This is a genomic window from Pseudoruegeria sp. SHC-113 (assembly GCF_025376885.1).
Classification (GTDB): domain Bacteria; phylum Pseudomonadota; class Alphaproteobacteria; order Rhodobacterales; family Rhodobacteraceae; genus Pseudoruegeria.
The window spans coordinates 2,998,587-3,014,167 of record NZ_JAHUBR010000001.1; the positions used below are offsets into that span (position 1 = coordinate 2,998,587).

Annotated in this window: 16 protein-coding genes; 9 read left to right on the forward strand and 7 right to left on the reverse strand. The window is 64.8% G+C overall.

Annotated features, from left to right (window positions below):
- Positions 1 to 3: 3 nt before the first annotated feature.
- From KVX96_RS14685 to ptsP, 3 genes are all read left to right on the forward strand, one after another.
- Positions 4 to 645, forward strand: a complete 642-nt coding sequence (locus tag KVX96_RS14685) for an SDR family oxidoreductase (RefSeq protein WP_261195304.1) — start codon at positions 4 to 6, stop codon at positions 643 to 645.
- A gap of 164 nt (positions 646 to 809) precedes the next feature.
- Positions 810 to 2,048, forward strand: a complete 1,239-nt coding sequence (locus KVX96_RS14690) for an aspartate kinase (protein ID WP_261195305.1) — start codon at positions 810 to 812, stop codon at positions 2,046 to 2,048.
- Positions 2,049 to 2,069: 21 nt separating this feature from the next.
- On the forward strand, positions 2,070 to 4,322 hold the full coding sequence (ptsP, locus tag KVX96_RS14695) for a phosphoenolpyruvate--protein phosphotransferase (protein WP_261195306.1): 2,253 nt from the start codon (positions 2,070 to 2,072) through the stop codon (positions 4,320 to 4,322).
- Positions 4,323 to 4,335: 13 nt separating this feature from the next.
- On the opposite strand, the gene KVX96_RS14700 is transcribed toward ptsP, so the two are convergent.
- On the reverse strand, positions 4,336 to 4,830 hold the full coding sequence (locus KVX96_RS14700) for a GNAT family N-acetyltransferase (protein WP_261195307.1): 495 nt from the start codon (positions 4,828 to 4,830) through the stop codon (positions 4,336 to 4,338).
- Positions 4,831 to 4,905: 75 nt separating this feature from the next.
- Here KVX96_RS14700 and KVX96_RS14705 point away from each other — a divergent pair, with 75 nt between their 5' ends.
- From KVX96_RS14705 to KVX96_RS14715, 3 genes are read left to right on the forward strand one after another with little or no spacing between them, the layout of a single operon-like run.
- Positions 4,906 to 5,514, forward strand: a complete 609-nt coding sequence (locus KVX96_RS14705; protein WP_261195308.1) for a flavin reductase family protein — start codon at positions 4,906 to 4,908, stop codon at positions 5,512 to 5,514.
- A gap of 20 nt (positions 5,515 to 5,534) precedes the next feature.
- Complete coding sequence (locus KVX96_RS14710) at positions 5,535 to 6,410, forward strand: S-methyl-5'-thioadenosine phosphorylase (protein WP_261195309.1); 876 nt, start codon at positions 5,535 to 5,537, stop codon at positions 6,408 to 6,410.
- Positions 6,411 to 6,431: 21 nt separating this feature from the next.
- Positions 6,432 to 7,055 carry a LysE family translocator gene (locus KVX96_RS14715; protein WP_261195310.1) on the forward strand — a complete coding sequence of 208 codons (624 nt, stop codon included), beginning with the start codon at positions 6,432 to 6,434 and terminating at the stop codon, positions 7,053 to 7,055.
- A 3-nt stretch (positions 7,056 to 7,058) separates the two neighbouring features.
- On the opposite strand, the gene KVX96_RS14720 is transcribed toward KVX96_RS14715, so the two are convergent.
- Complete coding sequence (locus KVX96_RS14720) at positions 7,059 to 7,733, reverse strand: hypothetical protein (RefSeq protein ID WP_261195312.1); 675 nt, start codon at positions 7,731 to 7,733, stop codon at positions 7,059 to 7,061.
- 330 nt (positions 7,734 to 8,063) lie between these two features.
- Between KVX96_RS14720 and KVX96_RS14725 the strand changes: the two genes are divergently transcribed.
- The 3 genes from KVX96_RS14725 (at position 8,064) to KVX96_RS14735 (ending at position 9,831) form a co-directional block, all read left to right on the forward strand.
- On the forward strand, positions 8,064 to 8,597 hold the full coding sequence (locus KVX96_RS14725; protein WP_261195313.1) for an adenine phosphoribosyltransferase: 534 nt from the start codon (positions 8,064 to 8,066) through the stop codon (positions 8,595 to 8,597).
- A gap of 83 nt (positions 8,598 to 8,680) precedes the next feature.
- Positions 8,681 to 9,547 (forward strand): SPFH domain-containing protein, encoded by an 867-nt coding sequence (locus KVX96_RS14730; protein WP_409977129.1) that lies wholly within the window; start codon positions 8,681 to 8,683, stop codon positions 9,545 to 9,547.
- Positions 9,547 to 9,831 (forward strand): NfeD family protein, encoded by a 285-nt coding sequence (locus KVX96_RS14735; protein WP_261195315.1) that lies wholly within the window; start codon positions 9,547 to 9,549, stop codon positions 9,829 to 9,831. The genes KVX96_RS14730 and KVX96_RS14735 overlap by 1 nt, the downstream gene beginning before the upstream one ends.
- A 126-nt stretch (positions 9,832 to 9,957) precedes the next feature.
- Here KVX96_RS14735 and KVX96_RS14740 read toward each other — a convergent pair whose 3' ends face one another.
- The 5 genes from KVX96_RS14740 to thrC form a co-directional block, all read right to left on the reverse strand.
- Positions 9,958 to 11,370 carry an FAD-binding oxidoreductase gene (locus KVX96_RS14740; protein ID WP_261195316.1) on the reverse strand — a complete coding sequence of 471 codons (1,413 nt, stop codon included), beginning with the start codon at positions 11,368 to 11,370 and terminating at the stop codon, positions 9,958 to 9,960.
- A gap of 54 nt (positions 11,371 to 11,424) precedes the next feature.
- Complete coding sequence (locus KVX96_RS14745) at positions 11,425 to 12,264, reverse strand: MBL fold metallo-hydrolase (protein ID WP_261195317.1); 840 nt, start codon at positions 12,262 to 12,264, stop codon at positions 11,425 to 11,427.
- 69 nt (positions 12,265 to 12,333) lie between these two features.
- The gene (locus KVX96_RS14750; protein ID WP_261195318.1) at positions 12,334 to 12,918 is read right to left on the reverse strand and encodes a GNAT family N-acetyltransferase; all 585 of its coding nucleotides are present in this window, start codon (positions 12,916 to 12,918) and stop codon (positions 12,334 to 12,336) included.
- The gene (locus KVX96_RS14755) at positions 12,918 to 14,180 is read right to left on the reverse strand and encodes a M16 family metallopeptidase (protein WP_261195319.1); all 1,263 of its coding nucleotides are present in this window, start codon (positions 14,178 to 14,180) and stop codon (positions 12,918 to 12,920) included. Before KVX96_RS14755 ends, KVX96_RS14750 begins: the two co-directional genes overlap by 1 nt.
- A complete protein-coding gene (gene thrC / locus KVX96_RS14760) occupies positions 14,177 to 15,568 on the reverse strand; it encodes a threonine synthase (protein ID WP_261195321.1) in 1,392 nt (463 codons plus the stop codon). The genes KVX96_RS14755 and thrC overlap by 4 nt, the downstream gene beginning before the upstream one ends.
- Positions 15,569 to 15,581 lie beyond the last annotated feature (13 nt).

A 15,581-nucleotide genomic window follows, 5' to 3' on the forward strand; every position in this document is an offset into this window, starting at 1 on the left:
CCCATGACGATCCTGATCACCGGCGCGAACCGCGGCATTGGCCACGCCCTGACCGAAGCCTACCGGGCGCAAGGTGAGGAGGTGATCGCCACCGCCCGCAGCGCCGGGCCGGGGGACGTGCCGCTGGACGTAGCCGATCCGGCGTCGGTCGCCGCGCTGGCGGCAACGCTTGAAGGCCGGCCGATTGATCTGCTCGTGTGCAATGCGGGCGTCTACCTCGACAAGGGCCAACCGATGGATGGCTACCCGGCGGAGATGTGGGCCCAGAGCTTCGCGGTGAACGTGACGGGCGTTTTCCTGACCATTCGGGCGCTGCTGCCCAACATCCGTGCGGCAAAGGGCAAGATCGCGATCATCTCCTCGCAGATGGCCTCGCAGGAGCGTGCGCCGGGCGGCAGCTACATCTACCGCGCCTCCAAGGCGGCGGCGCTGAACCTTGGGCGCAACCTGGCGGTGGATCTGGCCCCGGACGGCATTGCCGTGGGCATCTACCACCCCGGCTGGGTGCGCACCGACATGGGCGGCGGCACGGCGGACATTTCAACCGCAGAGGCCGTGGAAGGGCTGATGCTGCGCTTTGATGCGCTTTCGCCGGCCACCACGGGCTGTTTCGAAACATGGGACGGGCGCGCGCACCCCTTCTGAGGCCCCCGCGCGCAAGCTTTCGCGCGCCCAGCCGGGCGGGAAGGCAACTTTCGGCAAGATTTCCGCGCTTTGTCGCAACCTGAATGGCCTGCGCGCCCTTGCGCGCGGCCCCGCTCGCCCGTATGAAGCCAGCGGCTCAGATCCCGCACTGCAAGGAATTCCCGATGCCCACACTGGTGATGAAATTCGGCGGCACCTCCGTCGCCACCCTGGACCGCATCCGCCGCGCCGCCAAACGCGTGGGCGTTGAGGTGTCCAAGGGCTATGATGTGATCGTGATCGTCTCGGCCATGGCCGGCAAGACGAACGAGCTCGTGGGCTGGGTGCAGGAAACATCGCCCCTGTTTGACGCCCGCGAATATGATGCCGTTGTCTCCTCCGGTGAGAACGTGACGGCGGGCCTGATGGCGCTCGTGCTGCAGGAGATGGGCGTGCCCGCGCGCAGCTGGCAGGGCTGGCAGGTGCCGCTGAAAACCACCAGTGCGCATTCCTCGGCCCGGATCGAGGAAATCGGCACCGAGAATATCAACGGCAAATTCGCCGAAGGTATGAAAGTGGCCGTCGTGGCGGGTTTCCAAGGCATCAGCCCGGAAGGCCGCATCACCACGCTGGGCCGGGGCGGCTCCGACACCACCGCCGTGGCCTTCGCCGCCGCGTTCGATGCCGAGCGCTGCGACATCTACACCGACGTGGACGGCGTTTACACGACCGACCCGCGCATCAGCTCCAAGGCGCGCAAACTTGACAGGATCGCCTTCGAGGAGATGCTGGAACTGGCCTCGCTCGGGGCCAAGGTGCTGCAGACGCGCTCCGTGGAACTGGCCATGCGCTACGGCGTGAAACTGCGTGTGCTTTCGAGCTTCGAAGAACAAACCGACACATCCGGCACCCTTGTCTGTGCCGAGGAGGAAATCGTGGAATCCAATGTTGTCTCCGGCGTCGCCTATTCGCGCGACGAAGCCAAAATGACCCTGATCTCCGTGGCCGACCGCCCCGGCATCGCCGCTGCCATCTTCGGCCCGCTTTCCGAGGCCGGGATCAACGTGGACATGATCGTGCAGAACATCTCGGAAGAGGGCCGCACCGACATGACCTTCTCCTGCCCCACCGATCAGGTGGCCCGCGCCGAAGCTGCGGTGAAGAAGGCCAAGGACGCAGGCATCATCAACTTCCACGCGCTGGACGCGGATACGAACGTTGCCAAGATCTCCGTTGTCGGGATCGGCATGCGTTCCCACACCGGTGTGGCCGCCCAGATGTTCAAGGCGCTCTCTGCCGAGGGCATCAACATCAAGGTCATCACCACCTCCGAGATCAAGATTTCGGTGCTGATCGACCGGAAATATATGGAACTCGCCGTACAGGCGCTGCATGATGCCTTCGAATTGGAAAAGGCAGCCTAAGAAAGGCCCCGATCAGAGGCCATGTCGGAAAGCACAGAGAGCGAAAGCCGCAAACTGCTGGGGCGCCTTCGGGATGCCCTTGCGGAAGACAGCGCCGGTCAGGCGCGGCTGGACAGGATCACCCACCTGATCGCAGATTCCATGCAGACGGAGGTGTGCTCTGTCTACCTGTTCCGCGATGCCGAAACGCTTGAGCTTTGCGCCACCGAAGGGCTGAACGCCGAGGCCGTGCACAAGACGCGGATGCGCCTTGGCGAGGGCCTCGTGGGGCGCGTCGGCAAGTTTTCCCGCGTCGTCAACACCGCCAATGCCCCCGCCGAACCGGGGTTTCGCTTCATGCCGGAAACCGGGGAGGAGATTTACTCCTCCTTCCTCGGCGTGCCGATCCAGCGCGTGGGCGAGAAGCTGGGCGTTCTGGTGGTGCAGTCCAAGCAAGCGCGCCAATACTCCGAAGATGAAGTCTACGCGCTAGAGGTCGTGGCCATGGTGCTGGCCGAAATGGCCGAGCTGGGCGCTTTTGTTGGCGAAGGCGAAGCGCTTTCCCGGCTGCACACCCATCCCGTCATGCTCAAGGGCACCGTGGGGCAAGAAGGCACCGCCGAGGGGCGCGTGTATCTGCACGAGCCGCGCGTCGTTGTCACCAACCCCATCGCCGATGATCCCCATGCCGAACTGCGCCGCCTGAACGAAGCCGTGGAGCAGTTGCGCGTCTCAGTGGACGAGCTGCTCTCCAATGCTGGCACGGGCGACAAAGAACAGCTTCAGGTTTTGGAAACCTACCGGATGTTTGCCAATTCGCGCGGCTGGCGCCGCCGGATGGAGGAAGACATCGCCCGCGGTCTTTCCGCCGAAGCCGCGGTGGAGAAAGAACAATCCGCCGCGCGTGCGCGACTGGAACAAAGCCCCGACGCCTACCTGCGCGACCGGCTCCATGATCTGGACGATCTCTCCAACCGCCTGCTGCGCATCCTGACCGGTCAGGGCAAGGACACCGGTGCCGAGATCCCCGACAACCCGGTTCTGGTGGCCCGCAACATCGGCCCGGCAGAGCTTCTGGATTACGGCCGCAAGCTCAAGGGCATCGTGCTGGAAGAGGGCTCGGTCGGCTCCCATGCCGCCATCGTCGCCCGCGCGCTGGCGATTCCGCTGGTGATCCACGCCGAACGCATCACGACAGATGCGCTCAACGGCGATCATATCCTCGTGGACGGCGAGCGCGGCGTGGTGCACCTGCGCCCCGAAGACAGTGTGACGAGCGCTTTCCGCGACAAGATCGCGATGCAGACGCAGGCGCAGGAGCGCTATTCCTCGATCCGGGATCTGCCCGCCACGTCCAAATGCGGAACGACCGTTCAGTTGATGATGAACGCCGGGCTGATGGCCGACCTGCCCTCGCTCGTGGGCTCTGGCGCAGAAGGCGTGGGCCTGTTCCGCACAGAGCTGCAGTTCCTGATCCGCAACAGCATGCCCCGCCGGGCCGAGCTGGCCGCGATCTATGCGCGCGTGATGGAAGCCGCTCAAGGCAAGCGCGTGGTCTTCCGCACGCTGGATATCGGCTCTGACAAGGTTCTGCCCTACATGAAGCCGCAGGACGAGCCGAACCCGGCGCTCGGCTGGCGTGCGATCCGCGTTGGGCTTGATAAGCCGGGCGTCATGCGGATGCAGTTGCAGGCGCTGATCCGCGCCGCCAATGGCCGCCCGCTGTCGATCATGTTCCCCTTCGTCGCCCAGTTCGACGAATACCGTGAGGCGCGTGCCTTCGTGGAAGGCGAATTGCACCGCGAAGCCCGCCTTGGCCACCCGCTGCCCGAGAAGATCGAGATTGGCGCGATGCTGGAAACGCCCTCGCTCGCCTATGCGCCGCGCCAGTTCTTCGAGATGACGGATTTCATCTCGATCGGCGGCAATGACCTGAAGCAGTTCTTCTTCGCCGCCGACCGTGAAAACGAGCGCGTGCGCCGCCGCTATGACACGCTCAACGTCAGCTACCTGAGCTTCATCGAGCAGATCGTGAACCGCTGCAACGAGACCGGCACGCCGGTTTCCTTCTGTGGCGAGGATGCGGGCAAGCCGGTTGAAGCGGTCTGTTTTGCCGCCATGGGCCTGCGCCAGCTGTCGATGCGCCCGGCCTCCATCGGCCCGGTCAAGAACCTGCTGCGTCGGGTGGATCTTGCGGAAGCCAAGGCCGTGATCGACGAAGCCCGCACCTCCGGCGTGCAATCGGTGCGCAAATCGGTTCTGGAATGGCTGCAAACGCAGGACGTGATCGCCTGATTGCCTTGCCTGCCTAGGGCTGCGTGATCTTCGTCACATCGCCGCCAACGCCTGCCCATGCGCCGGGCACCAGTTCCAGCCCCAGCACGCGGTCCGGGTTCGTGGGCGGCGGCATATGCACATCCGCAAGGCGCTCAAAGCCAAAACGGCTGTAATAGGGGTAATCCCCCACCAACAGGATGCGGCCCCAACCGTATTTCGCGGCGTTGGCGAGGCTTTCATACATCAGCAAGCCGCCCAGCCCCTCTCCCTGCCGGGTGGGGTGCACGGCGACGGGGCCCAGCAAAAGCGCCTCATCCGCGCCCACGTTCACCGGCCAATAGCGGATCGCACCGGCCATGATGCCATCGACATCGCGCGCCACCATGCACAGCCGGGCCACCGGCGGCACGCCATCGCGCAGACGGTAGGAGGAAAGCGCCTCACGGCCCGGAGCAAAACAGGTATCGTAGAGGGCTTCCACCTCCCACCAATCGTCTTTTGTTTCGCAGGTCAGCCTGTATGACACGTCTTTTTTATCCTCACGGGGTGGAAACGGCCCTAACACGGCGCTACCCCTTGGGCAAACCATTAGGAAGCCTAGATGTTCTATCGCCCGCATGAAGGCCACGGCCTGCCGCACAACCCGTTCAACGCCATCGTTACCCCACGCCCGATCGGCTGGATCTCCAGCAGGGGTGCAGATGGCAGCGACAACCTCGCCCCCTATTCCTTCTTCAACGCCATCGCCTACACGCCGCCGCAGGTGATGTTTGCCTCCACCTCCGACAAGCCCGACCGCCCGCGCGGCAAGGACAGCCTCGGAAATATCGAGGAAACCGGCGTCTTCTGCGTCAACATCGTGGAGTTCTCGGCCTTTCAGGCCATGAGCGATACCTCCGGCGCCTATGAGCGTGAGGTGGATGAATTCGCCCGCGTCGGCATCGAGAAGGCCCAGTGCCGCGAGATCGACTGCCCCATGGTCGCTGGCGCACCGGCCGCACTGGAATGCCGCCTCGTGGAGGTGGTGAAGCTGCGCGGCCCCTCCAACTACATGGCCATCGGCGAGGTGGTGGGCGTGCACATGCGCGACGATTGCCTGAAGGACGGCGCTTTCGACATCACCACCTTCCAGCCGCTGGCCCGCCTCGGCTACCGCGATTACACCCGCGTGGCGGAAGTCTTTACCCTGAAACGCCCGGACGACGCCTGAGCGCGGCAAAGGAGAGCAAAATGACAGACACCATGATCGGCGTGATCGGCGGCTCCGGCCTCTACGAGATCGACGGGCTCGAAAACGCCACATGGCAGGCGGTGGAAAGCCCCTGGGGCGCGCCGTCCGACGAGATCCTCACCGGCACGCTGGACGGTGTAAAGATGGCCTTCCTGCCCCGCCACGGGCGCGGCCATGTGCATTCGCCCAGCACGGTGCCTTACCGGGCCAATGTCGACGCGCTCAAGCGGCTCGGCGTGACGGATGTGATCAGCGTCTCGGCCTGCGGCTCTTTCCGCGAGCATATGGCGCCGGGCGATTTCGTGATCGTGGACCAGTTCATCGACCGCACCTTCGCGCGCGAGAAAAGCTTCTTCGGCACTGGCTGCGTGGCCCATGTGAGCGTCGCGCACCCGACCTGTCCGCGCCTTGGCGATGCCTGCGAGGGGGCCGCCAAAGCCTCCGGCATCACCGTCCACCGGGGCGGCACCTATCTGGCGATGGAAGGCCCGCAGTTCTCCACGCTGGCCGAGAGCAAGATGTACCGCGAAAGCTGGGGCTGTGACGTGATCGGCATGACGAACATGCCCGAGGCCAAGCTCGCCCGCGAAGCCGAGCTCTGCTACGCCTCCGTCGCCATGATCACCGACTATGACAGCTGGCACCCCGACCACGGCGAAGTGGATGTGAGCGAGATCATCAAGACGCTGATGGGCAACGCCGACAAGGCCCGCAGCCTCGTGGCCCGCCTGCCCGCCCTTCTGGGCGCAGAGCGCGCCGATTGCCCGCACGGCTGTGACAAAGCGCTGGAGTTCGCCATTCTCACCGCGCCCGAAAAACGCGATCCGGCCCTGATGGCCAAGCTTGACGCCGTGGCCGGACGGCTGCTTGGGTAAGGCAAACAGAAAGCTAAAGCTATGTCCTTCGAACTCTGGCTCGCCTTTGTCGCCGCCTCCACGGCGCTGCTGCTCATCCCCGGCCCTACCGTTCTGCTGGTGCTGAGCTACGCTCTGTCGAAGGGGCGTTCGGTGGCGGTGGCTTCGGCGGCCGGTGTGGCGACAGGCGATTTCATCGCCATGACACTCTCGCTGGCAGGGCTCGGCGCGCTGGTGGCCACCTCGGCCACGCTGTTTACGGTGCTGAAATGGGTCGGCGCGGCCTATCTGGTGTGGCTCGGGATCAAGCTGATCCGCTCCGCGCCCACCGAAGGCCTCGCAGTGCCACAGGCCGATGTGACGGCGCGCGGCGTCTTTGCCCATAACGCGGTGGTGACGGCACTGAATCCGAAATCCATTGCCTTCTTCATCGCCTTCGTGCCGCAGTTCGTGCGGACAGAAGCGCCGCTGCTGCCGCAGTTCGCCGTGCTCGTGGCCACTTTCGTGACATTGGCCACGCTGAACGCGCTGGCCTACGCGCTGGCCGCCGACCGCCTGCGCCGCGTCATCGCGCGCCCGGCGATCCTCACATGGATCACACGCGGCGGCGGGGCCGTGCTGATCGGCATGGGCGTGCTGACCGCCAGCCTGAGGCGGGCGGCATGAGCCTCAGTTCACCCGTACCCACTCCATACGAACCTTAAGCTTGGTCGCCCATCCGGGCTTCAGCAAAGTGTCAAGCTGGGCGAGCCTCTCGCAGGTGGCATCGCAGGCTTCCGGCTTCAGCGGCTCGGGCTTGAACACAACGATCCTCGGTTCGTTGTTCTTCTCCGGATCGCGCAGAACGGAATCCACGATGAACACGCTATAGGCACCATTCGCCAGCCGCTCTTCAATGGCTGGCAGGCAATCCTCACGGAACTTGCTGCGGAAACTCGCATCGAACTGCTGGCTCAGGATCCACTTCTTCTGGGCCCCTTCCGCCTTCAGGAAGGTCACGACGTTTTCTCCAAGCCAGCCCGACATGCTATCTACGGCATCGTTGAAGTTCTCGCCAACCGTGTTGCGGCTGATGAAGCCCAGCGTCTCCACGGACGTCTTCAGATCCGCGTTTTCCTTCACGCAGATCGGGGTGCGCTCGAACACGCGGCTTCTCAGGTGGAAGGCATAGGCATGGCCCGGTTTCGGCTCCACCACTTCCTGCGCGCTGACAAATTTCTTGAGGAAGAGGAAATCCCCCTCCCCGGTTTGCATCAGATGCGTCTTGCCGTAGGCAAAACTTGCTGCGACGCACAGCGCGCCACCCAGCAGCGCGTAGCGTTTCCAGTTGAATGTCTCTGGCATGCCACCCTCCCTCAATCCGGACAGCACACGGAGCCACCGCAATTGTGGTACCCGGCCTCGCAAGCGATGGCAGGTCCGGTGGCAAGGGTTAGATGCGCCAAAAGCGCCAGTACAGTGAGCCTGAACATGGGAACGTCCTTCTGAAATGATTGCCTTTAAATGCGAGCATTATAGCAAAAACTCGCCCATACCGCGAATCTCGGTCGACAAGGCCAGCTAAGCGCCTGATCCCTCTGCCTTCCCCGATCCCTTGCGTTGCAAGCCCGCCCCTCACCCGCATAGGCTGCGCGAGCAACAGCGAATCGCCAGAAATAGGCAGGGACAAGCGCCATGAAAAAAGACGTAAAAGACTACATCCGCACAATCGTGGACTTCCCCCACGAGGGGATCCTGTTCCGCGACGTGACAACGCTGTTCGCCGATCCGCGCGGCTTTCGCATGGCGATCGACCAGATGCTGCACCCCTATGCCGGGGAGCGGATCGACAAGGTTGTCGGGCTGGAGGCGCGCGGCTTTATCCTCGGCGGTGCCATCGCTCACCAGCTGTCGGTCGGCTTCGTGCCTGTGCGCAAGAAGGGCAAGCTGCCCGGCACCACCATCAGCGAGGAGTACACGCTGGAATACGGCGAAGCGATCGTGGAGATCCACGATGACGCCCTGCAGCCGGGCGAGAAAGTGCTGATCGTAGATGATCTTCTGGCCACCGGCGGCACGGCGGAAGCCGGTATCAAGCTGGTGGAGCGGCTCGGGGCCGAAATCATCGGCTGCGCCTTCGTCATCGACCTGCCCGATCTGGGCGGCCGCGAGCGGCTGGAGGCAATGGGCATGGATGTCTACACGCTCTGCGCGTTCGAAGGGCTTTGAATTCGCGCCTTAAGTCGCCATATGCTTGTCTATGAAGCGATTTACGGAGAAGCCCTTTGACCCCCGATGATGTGTTCAGCCTTCTGCCCGACGAAGGCCTGCCCCTGATCCTGCTCGCGATCTTCCTCGTGATCTGCATCGCCAAGGGCGTGAAGATCGTGCCGCAATCGGAAAAATACGTGGTCGAACGCTTCGGCCGCCTGCGCTCCGTGCTGGGGCCGGGGATCAACTTCATCGTGCCCTTCCTCGACGTGGTGCGCCATAAGATCTCGATCCTCGAACGCCAGCTGCCCAACGCCACGCAGGACGCAATCACCGCCGACAACGTGCTGGTGCAGGTGGAAACCTCGGTCTTCTACCGCATCCTTGAGCCGGAAAAGACGGTCTACCGCATCCGCGACGTGGACGCCGCCATCGCCACCACGGTGGCCGGGATCGTGCGCTCCGGCATCGGGGAAATGGAACTCGATGAGGTGCAGTCCAACCGCCAGCAGCTGATCGCCTCGATCAAGCAGCAGGTGGAGGATGCGGTGGACAACTGGGGCATTGAAGTGACCCGCGCCGAGATCCTCGACGTGAACCTCGATCAGGCCACGCGCGAAGCGATGCTGCAGCAGCTCAACGCCGAACGCGCCCGCCGCGCGCAGGTCACCGAGGCCGAGGGGCGCAAACGGGCGGTGGAATTGCAGGCCGACGCCGAGCTCTACGCCGCCGAACAAACCGCCAAGGCGCGCCGGATCTCCGCCGATGCCGAAGCCTATGCCACCGGCGTCGTGGCCGCCGCCATCCGCGACAACGGGCTTGAAGCCGCGCAATACCAGGTGGCGCTGAAACAGGTTGAAGCCCTCGTCGCACTCGGCAAAGGCGAAGGCAAACAAACCGTCGTCGTGCCTGCAAACGCGATGGACGCTTTCGCCAATGCCTTCACCATGCTGAAAGGCAAAGGCTGATGTGGGCGATCTGGTGGCTCTGGATCGCCGCCGGGCTGGTGCTGGCGATCCTTGAAGTGCTCATCCCGGGCTTCATCCTCTTGGGCTTCGCCATCGGCGCAGCCCTCGTGGGGCTGATCTTCCTGCTCCCCGGCGCCGCCAGCGCCACCTTGGCCGCCTCGCTTCCGCTCACACTCGTTGTCTTCGCCCTGCTCTCCGGCCTCGCCTGGGTCCTCCTGCGCCGGGCCTTCGGCACCCGCAAAGGGCAGATCAAAATCTGGGACCGCGACATCAACGAGGACTGATCCCCTTCCTCTCGCCTCAAATACCTCGGGGGTGCGGGGGCAGAGCCCCCGCCCCGGTCTGGCGCGAAGCGCCAGAGACTTCATGCCTCCGGCGGGGATATTTTCAGAACAAAGTGGGGCCCCAACTCAGGCGCGCAGAACAGCGCCGGGGTTCATGATCCCGGACGGATCCATCGCAGCTTTGATGGCGCGCATGGTGGCGAGTTTCGCCGGATCGCCGTAGCGCTCCAGATCGTCGACCTTCAGTCTGCCCACGCCGTGCTCGGCAGAGACAGAGCCGTCATAGGCCGCGACAAGATCATGCACGCCGCGTTTGACCGCGGGGCGCAGGTGATCGAAATCGGCGCGCGATTTGCCTTGCGGCGGAAAGACGTTGAAATGCAGGTTGCCATCGCCCAGGTGACCGAAGCAATTCACCCGCACCGGGCCGAGCGCGGCCATCGCCTCTGTGGCCTCGGTGATGAAAGCGGCGATCCGCCCCACCGGCACCGAGATGTCATGGGAGGAGATCGAACCGATCTTGCGGTTGGCGAGCGGGATGGTTTCACGCACCGCCCAGAAGGCCGCGCGTTGGGTTTCGTTCTGCGCGATCAGCCCGTCCGTGACGAGCCCTGCGTCAAGCGCCTCTTCGAAGACGGCTTCCAGCAGCGCGGCGGGCGCTTCGCCGCGGCCAAGGCCAAGGTCCACCAGCGCCATCCACTCGGGGCGCTCGGCGAAGGGCTGGCGCAATTCAGGCATGGTTTCAGAAAGGAAATTCAGCCCCTCCCGGTGGATCAGCTCAAAGGCGCTCACCCCGCCCCCGGCCTGCGCGAGGCAGAGCGAGAGCAGCTCCAGCGCTGCCGCCGGATCGCGTACCACGAAGAGCGCCGTGCCCTCCTGCAGCGGGCGCGGAAACAGGCGCAGCGTGGCGGCGGTGATCACGCCGAGCGTGCCTTCCGCGCCGATCAGCAGGTTCTTGAGATCATAGCCCGTGTTGTCCTTGCGCAGCCGTTTCAGACCGTTCCAGATACGTCCATCGGGCAGCACAGCCTCAAGCCCAAGGCAGAGATCGCGCGCGTTGCCGTAGCGCAGCACGTTCACGCCGCCGGCATTGGTGGCGAGGTTGCCGCCGATGCGGCAGGTGCCTTCCGAGGCCAGAGAGAGCGGAAACAGCCTGTCCGCCGCGGCCGCAGCCGCCTGCACCTCTTGCAGGATGGCCCCGGCCTCCACGATCATCAGGTTTTCCTCCGCATAGACGGACCGGATCCGGATCATCCGCTCCAGCGACAGGATCACAGGCGCGGGGCCTTCCGGCATGATCTGCCCGCCCACGAGCCCCGTGCCACCGCCAAAGGGCACAACGCCCACGCGGGCTGGCGCACAAAGCTTCACAATCTCCGACACCTGCTCCGTCGTCTCCGGAGCCAGCAGCACCCCGCCCTGCCCCAAATAGCGGCCCCGCGGTTCTTCCAGATAGGCGGGCGTCAGAGGGCGAAACAGGCGCTCGGGCAGCGCGGCGGCGAGCTGCGCGCGGAAGGCGTCATCGGCGGGGTTCAGCATAGGCGTTCCTTCAGATCTTGAACGCACCATGCATGCAGGCCGGGGCTTCGCAAGTCAGAAGTCTTCCTCCAGCAGAAAAGCCGGCTCCAAGACCACGATGGTGGGTTGGCGCGGCAGGGTCCGGAGGCTGGCGGTGTAGCTTGCCTTCGCGGAGCGCTCGATGGCGTAGCTTTCGCTCATCCCGGCCAGAAAACTTTCCAGCGTCGCGCGCCCGAACCAATGCATCGGGATCACCACCGAGGCCCGCAGGCGCGTGAGCACTTTCATCATCGTTGGCGTGTCGAGCGACATGCCCCCGTCCACTGCCGCCATGACCACATCGAGCCGTCCAAGGGCGGCGTATTGCGCGGCGTCCGGTTCGTGGTGCAGGTGGCCAAGGTGGCCCACGCAGAGGCCCGCCACCTCGAAGACGAAGATCGAATTGCCGCCGGTTTCGACGAAATCGCTCTCATACCGGCTGCGGATATCGGTGGGCACGTTACGGATCAGCATTTCCCCCAGATCGAGGTGATGATCGGCCGGCGTGCGGCCATCGCCCCACCCGCGCAACACATGGGGGATGCGCGGATCGGGGCGCGCTGTCCAATGGCTTGAATGGGCGTGGTTCATCGTCACCACGTCGGGCACGAAATTCACGAGCCCTAAATAGCCGGTGTAATCGGTCGCCACGCTGAGCCCTCCCGCGGTTTGCAGCAGGAAGGTCGCGTGGTTTACATAGGTGATGCGCAGGCTGTCTTCCTCAACCGGAGACAGGAAGGAAGCCTTCTGAAGGTAGGCGATGCCGGGTGCAGACTCCGCCAGCGCGATACAGTGGCTCGGGCGGCGCTCCTGCGCGCTGGCGGCGGTGAGCCCCAGCAGGCTGGCGGCGGCACAGGCGATCAGGTGTTTCAGCATCGGCGTTCCCTCCCTGCAGATCAGGATAGGGGAATTGGCCGCAAAGTCACGGAATGGGCGGCGGAGGCGCTATCCGGCCAAAGTCTTGCCGCGCCGATCGCCCCGCAGATTGGCGTAGAGCACATGATTGCGCCAGCGGCCGTTGATCTGCAGGTAGCTCTGGGCCACGCCTTCGTATTTGAAGCCCGATTTCTCCAGCACCCCGCGCGAGGCGGCGTTTTCGGGCAGGCAGGCGGCCTCGATGCGGGAAAGATCCATCTCGTGGAAGGCGTGATGCACCACGGCGGCGATGGCCTCGGCCATATAGCCCTGCCGGGCGTGGCGCGCGCCGACCCAATAGCCGAGCGTGGCCGATTGCGCCGGGCCACGGCGGATGTTGTCCAGCGTGATGGCCCCGATCAGCCCGCCGTGCTCGCGGTGGAACAGGAAGAGCGGCACCGCCGTATCCTGCGCCGCGCTGCGCTGCGCCCAATACACCCGATTGGTGAAGCTCTTGCGCGTCAGGTGGGCCTCCGACCATGTCGGCTCCCAGGGCTTCAGGAACTCCGCGCTTTCCTGCCGCAGGTTGGCCCAGCCGCGAAAATCGCCATGCACGGGCAGGCGCAGCAACAGCCGCTCGGAGGCGAGCCGGAGTTTGCGCCTGCGCCCAAGCATCAGGCCGCGAGCCTCTTCGTGACCTGCGCGAGCCCCGGCGCGGCTTCAACGGGCCCGTAGAGCGCCATCGCCACCCGCTGCGCCTCGATCATCTGGGCGGCGAAATCGCGCGTGTCCTGCAGGGTGACGGCATCGAAGCGCTCGACCGTCTCCTCAAGGCTCGGCACACGGTCGCGGATCGCCACCATGCGCGCCAGCCGCTCGGCCCGGGCCGAGGCGCTTTCCAGCCCCATCAGCATCCCCGCCTTGATTTGGGCGCGGGCGCGCTCCACCTCGGCTTGCGTCATCTCCTCGGCGCTGCGCTTGAGCACGTCAATGGTGAGATCCGTCAGCTCGCCGATCTGCGCCGCACTGGTGCCGGCGTAGATCGTGGTGAGGCCGGTGTCGGCATAGGCCCCCGTCTGGGCGAAGATCGTGTAGCAGAGGCCGCGCATCTCGCGCACCTCCTGAAACAGCCGCGAGGACATGCCGCCGCCGAAGGCTGTGGTGAAGATCTGCGCGCATTCGATGGCATCATCTCGGTAACCCGGCCCTTCGAAGGCCAGCGTGAAATGCACCTGCTCCAGATCCTTCACCTGACGGCGCTCGCCGCCCCGGAAGGCGGCTGCCTCGGTGGGCTGCTCGGTGCTGCGCTCCAGATGGCCGAACAGCTTCTCGGTCTCGCGCACGATGGCGTCGTGATCCACACCACCAGCGGCGGCGAGGATGATGTGTTCGGGGCCGTATTGCTCGGCCACGAAGCCCGCCAGATCGCCGCGCGTGAAGGCGCGGACGCGTTCGCTGGGGCCAAGGATCGTGCGGCCGATGGGCTGGTTCGGGTAGGCCTCTTCCTGAAGCCAGTCGAAGATCACGTCATCCGGCGTATCGAGCGCTTGGCCGATCTCCTGCAGGATCACGCCGCGCTCTACTTCGATCTCTTTCGGATCGAATACCGGGTTCAGTACGATGTCGCAGAGCACATCCATCGCCAGCGGCACATCTTGTGACAGGACACGGGCGTAATAGGCCGTCATCTCGCGGCTGGTGTAGGCGTTGATGTAGCCACCCACATCCTCGATGGCCTCGGCGATCTGCAGCGCGCTGCGCCGCTTGGTGCCCTTGAAGGCCATATGCTCAAGGAAATGGGCGATGCCGTTCTGTTCGACGCGCTCATGGCGGCCCCCGGCGGTGATCCAGAGGCCGATGGAGGCCGATTGCAGCCCCGGCATATGCTCGGTCACGACGCGGACGCCGTTGGGCAGGCGGGCGATTTCTACAGTCACTTCGCGCGGCGCTCCCGGATCAGCGCTTCGAGCGCGGCCAAATCGTTGGGCACTTCCGTCAGGCGCTCGGGGCGCTCGAACAGATCGGCCATGCGGGCGGGCAGCGCGGGGCGCAGGCCGCAGGCGCGTTCCACCGCATCGGGGAATTTGGCGGGGTGGGCCGTGGCCAGTGCAATCATCGGCGTGGCTTCCGTGCCCCGGCGGGCGGCCACTTCGGCGGCGATGGCCGAATGCGGGCAGAGCACCTCGCCCGTTGTCTTGTGGAAGCGGGCCATGGCGGCGAGCGTTTCCTCTTCGGAGACACGACCCGAGGCGAAGGTTTCGCGCAAGCTCTGCAGCGCGCCTTGGGACACCGGGAAAGCGCCCTTGGCTTTCAGCTCGTCCATCAGCTGCGCCACGGCATTGCCGTCGCCGCCATAGGCGAAGGAGAGCGCGCGCTCGAAGTTGGAGGAGACCTGAATGTCCATCGAGGGGCTGATGGAGGGATGGACGCTCTGGGTGGTGTAGGCGCCGGTTTCCATCGTGCGGTGCAGGATGTCGTTCTGGTTGGTGGCGATCACCAGATCCTTGATCGGCAGCCCCATGCGCTTGGCGATGTAGCCCGCGAAGATGTCACCGAAGTTGCCGGTGGGCACGGTGAAGCTCACCTCGCGGTGCGGCGCGCCGAGCGACACGGCGGAGGAGAAGTAGTATACGACCTGCGCCAGCACGCGGGCCCAGTTGATCGAATTCACGCCCGCCAGCCGCACTTCATCGCGGAAGGTGAAATCGTTGAACATATCCTTCAGCTTGCCCTGACAATCGTCGAAATCGCCCTCTAGCGCGAGCGCGTGGACGTTGGCCTCAGAAGGCGTCGTCATCTGGCGGCGCTGCACTTCAGAGACGCGGCCATTGGGGAAGAGGATGAACACATCCACGGCGTCGAGCCCGCGGAAGGCCTCAATCGCGGCAGAGCCGGTGTCGCCCGAGGTTGCGCCGACGATCGTGACCTTCTCGCCCCGGCGGCTGAGCGCCACCTGGAAGAGCTGGCCGATCAGCTGCATGGCGAAATCCTTGAACGCCAGCGTCGGGCCGTGGAACAGCTCCAGCAGGAAATCATTGGGGCCAAGCTGCACCAGCGGCGCGCGGGCGGCATGGCCGAAGCCCGCGTAGGCCTTCTCGATGATCTCGGCGAAATCCTCGTCGGTGAAAGCATCGCCGATGAAGGGGCGCATCACGCGAAAGGCGATTTCTTCGTAAGACAGCCCGGCCAGCGCGGCGATGTCGCCCTTGCTCATGGTCGGGATCTCGGCCGGAATGTAGAGGCCGCCGTCACGGGCCAGCCCCGTGAGCATGGCATCCTCGAACCCAAGTTCAGGAGCTTTGCCGCGGGTGGAAGTGTATTTCATTGTCGCCTGTGCC

Bases quoted from the DNA above. Each gene is read 5' to 3' on its own strand.
- KVX96_RS14690 (WP_261195305.1), top strand. From the start codon at position 810: ATGCCCACACTGGTGATGAAATTCGGCGGCACCTCCGTCGCCACCCTG.
- KVX96_RS14735 (WP_261195315.1), top strand. From the start codon at position 9,547: ATGTGGGCGATCTGGTGGCTCTGGATCGCCGCCGGGCTGGTGCTGGCG.
- ptsP (WP_261195306.1), top strand. From the start codon at position 2,070: ATGTCGGAAAGCACAGAGAGCGAAAGCCGCAAACTGCTGGGGCGCCTT.
- thrC (WP_261195321.1), bottom strand. From the start codon at position 15,568: ATGAAATACACTTCCACCCGCGGCAAAGCTCCTGAACTTGGGTTCGAG.
- KVX96_RS14705 (WP_261195308.1), top strand. From the start codon at position 4,906: ATGTTCTATCGCCCGCATGAAGGCCACGGCCTGCCGCACAACCCGTTC.
- KVX96_RS14745 (WP_261195317.1), bottom strand. From the start codon at position 12,264: ATGCTGAAACACCTGATCGCCTGTGCCGCCGCCAGCCTGCTGGGGCTC.
- KVX96_RS14685 (WP_261195304.1), top strand. From the start codon at position 4: ATGACGATCCTGATCACCGGCGCGAACCGCGGCATTGGCCACGCCCTG.
- KVX96_RS14725 (WP_261195313.1), top strand. From the start codon at position 8,064: ATGAAAAAAGACGTAAAAGACTACATCCGCACAATCGTGGACTTCCCC.
- KVX96_RS14750 (WP_261195318.1), bottom strand. From the start codon at position 12,918: ATGCTTGGGCGCAGGCGCAAACTCCGGCTCGCCTCCGAGCGGCTGTTG.
- KVX96_RS14720 (WP_261195312.1), bottom strand. From the start codon at position 7,733: ATGCCAGAGACATTCAACTGGAAACGCTACGCGCTGCTGGGTGGCGCG.
- KVX96_RS14740 (WP_261195316.1), bottom strand. From the start codon at position 11,370: ATGCTGAACCCCGCCGATGACGCCTTCCGCGCGCAGCTCGCCGCCGCG.
- KVX96_RS14715 (WP_261195310.1), top strand. From the start codon at position 6,432: ATGTCCTTCGAACTCTGGCTCGCCTTTGTCGCCGCCTCCACGGCGCTG.
- KVX96_RS14710 (WP_261195309.1), top strand. From the start codon at position 5,535: ATGACAGACACCATGATCGGCGTGATCGGCGGCTCCGGCCTCTACGAG.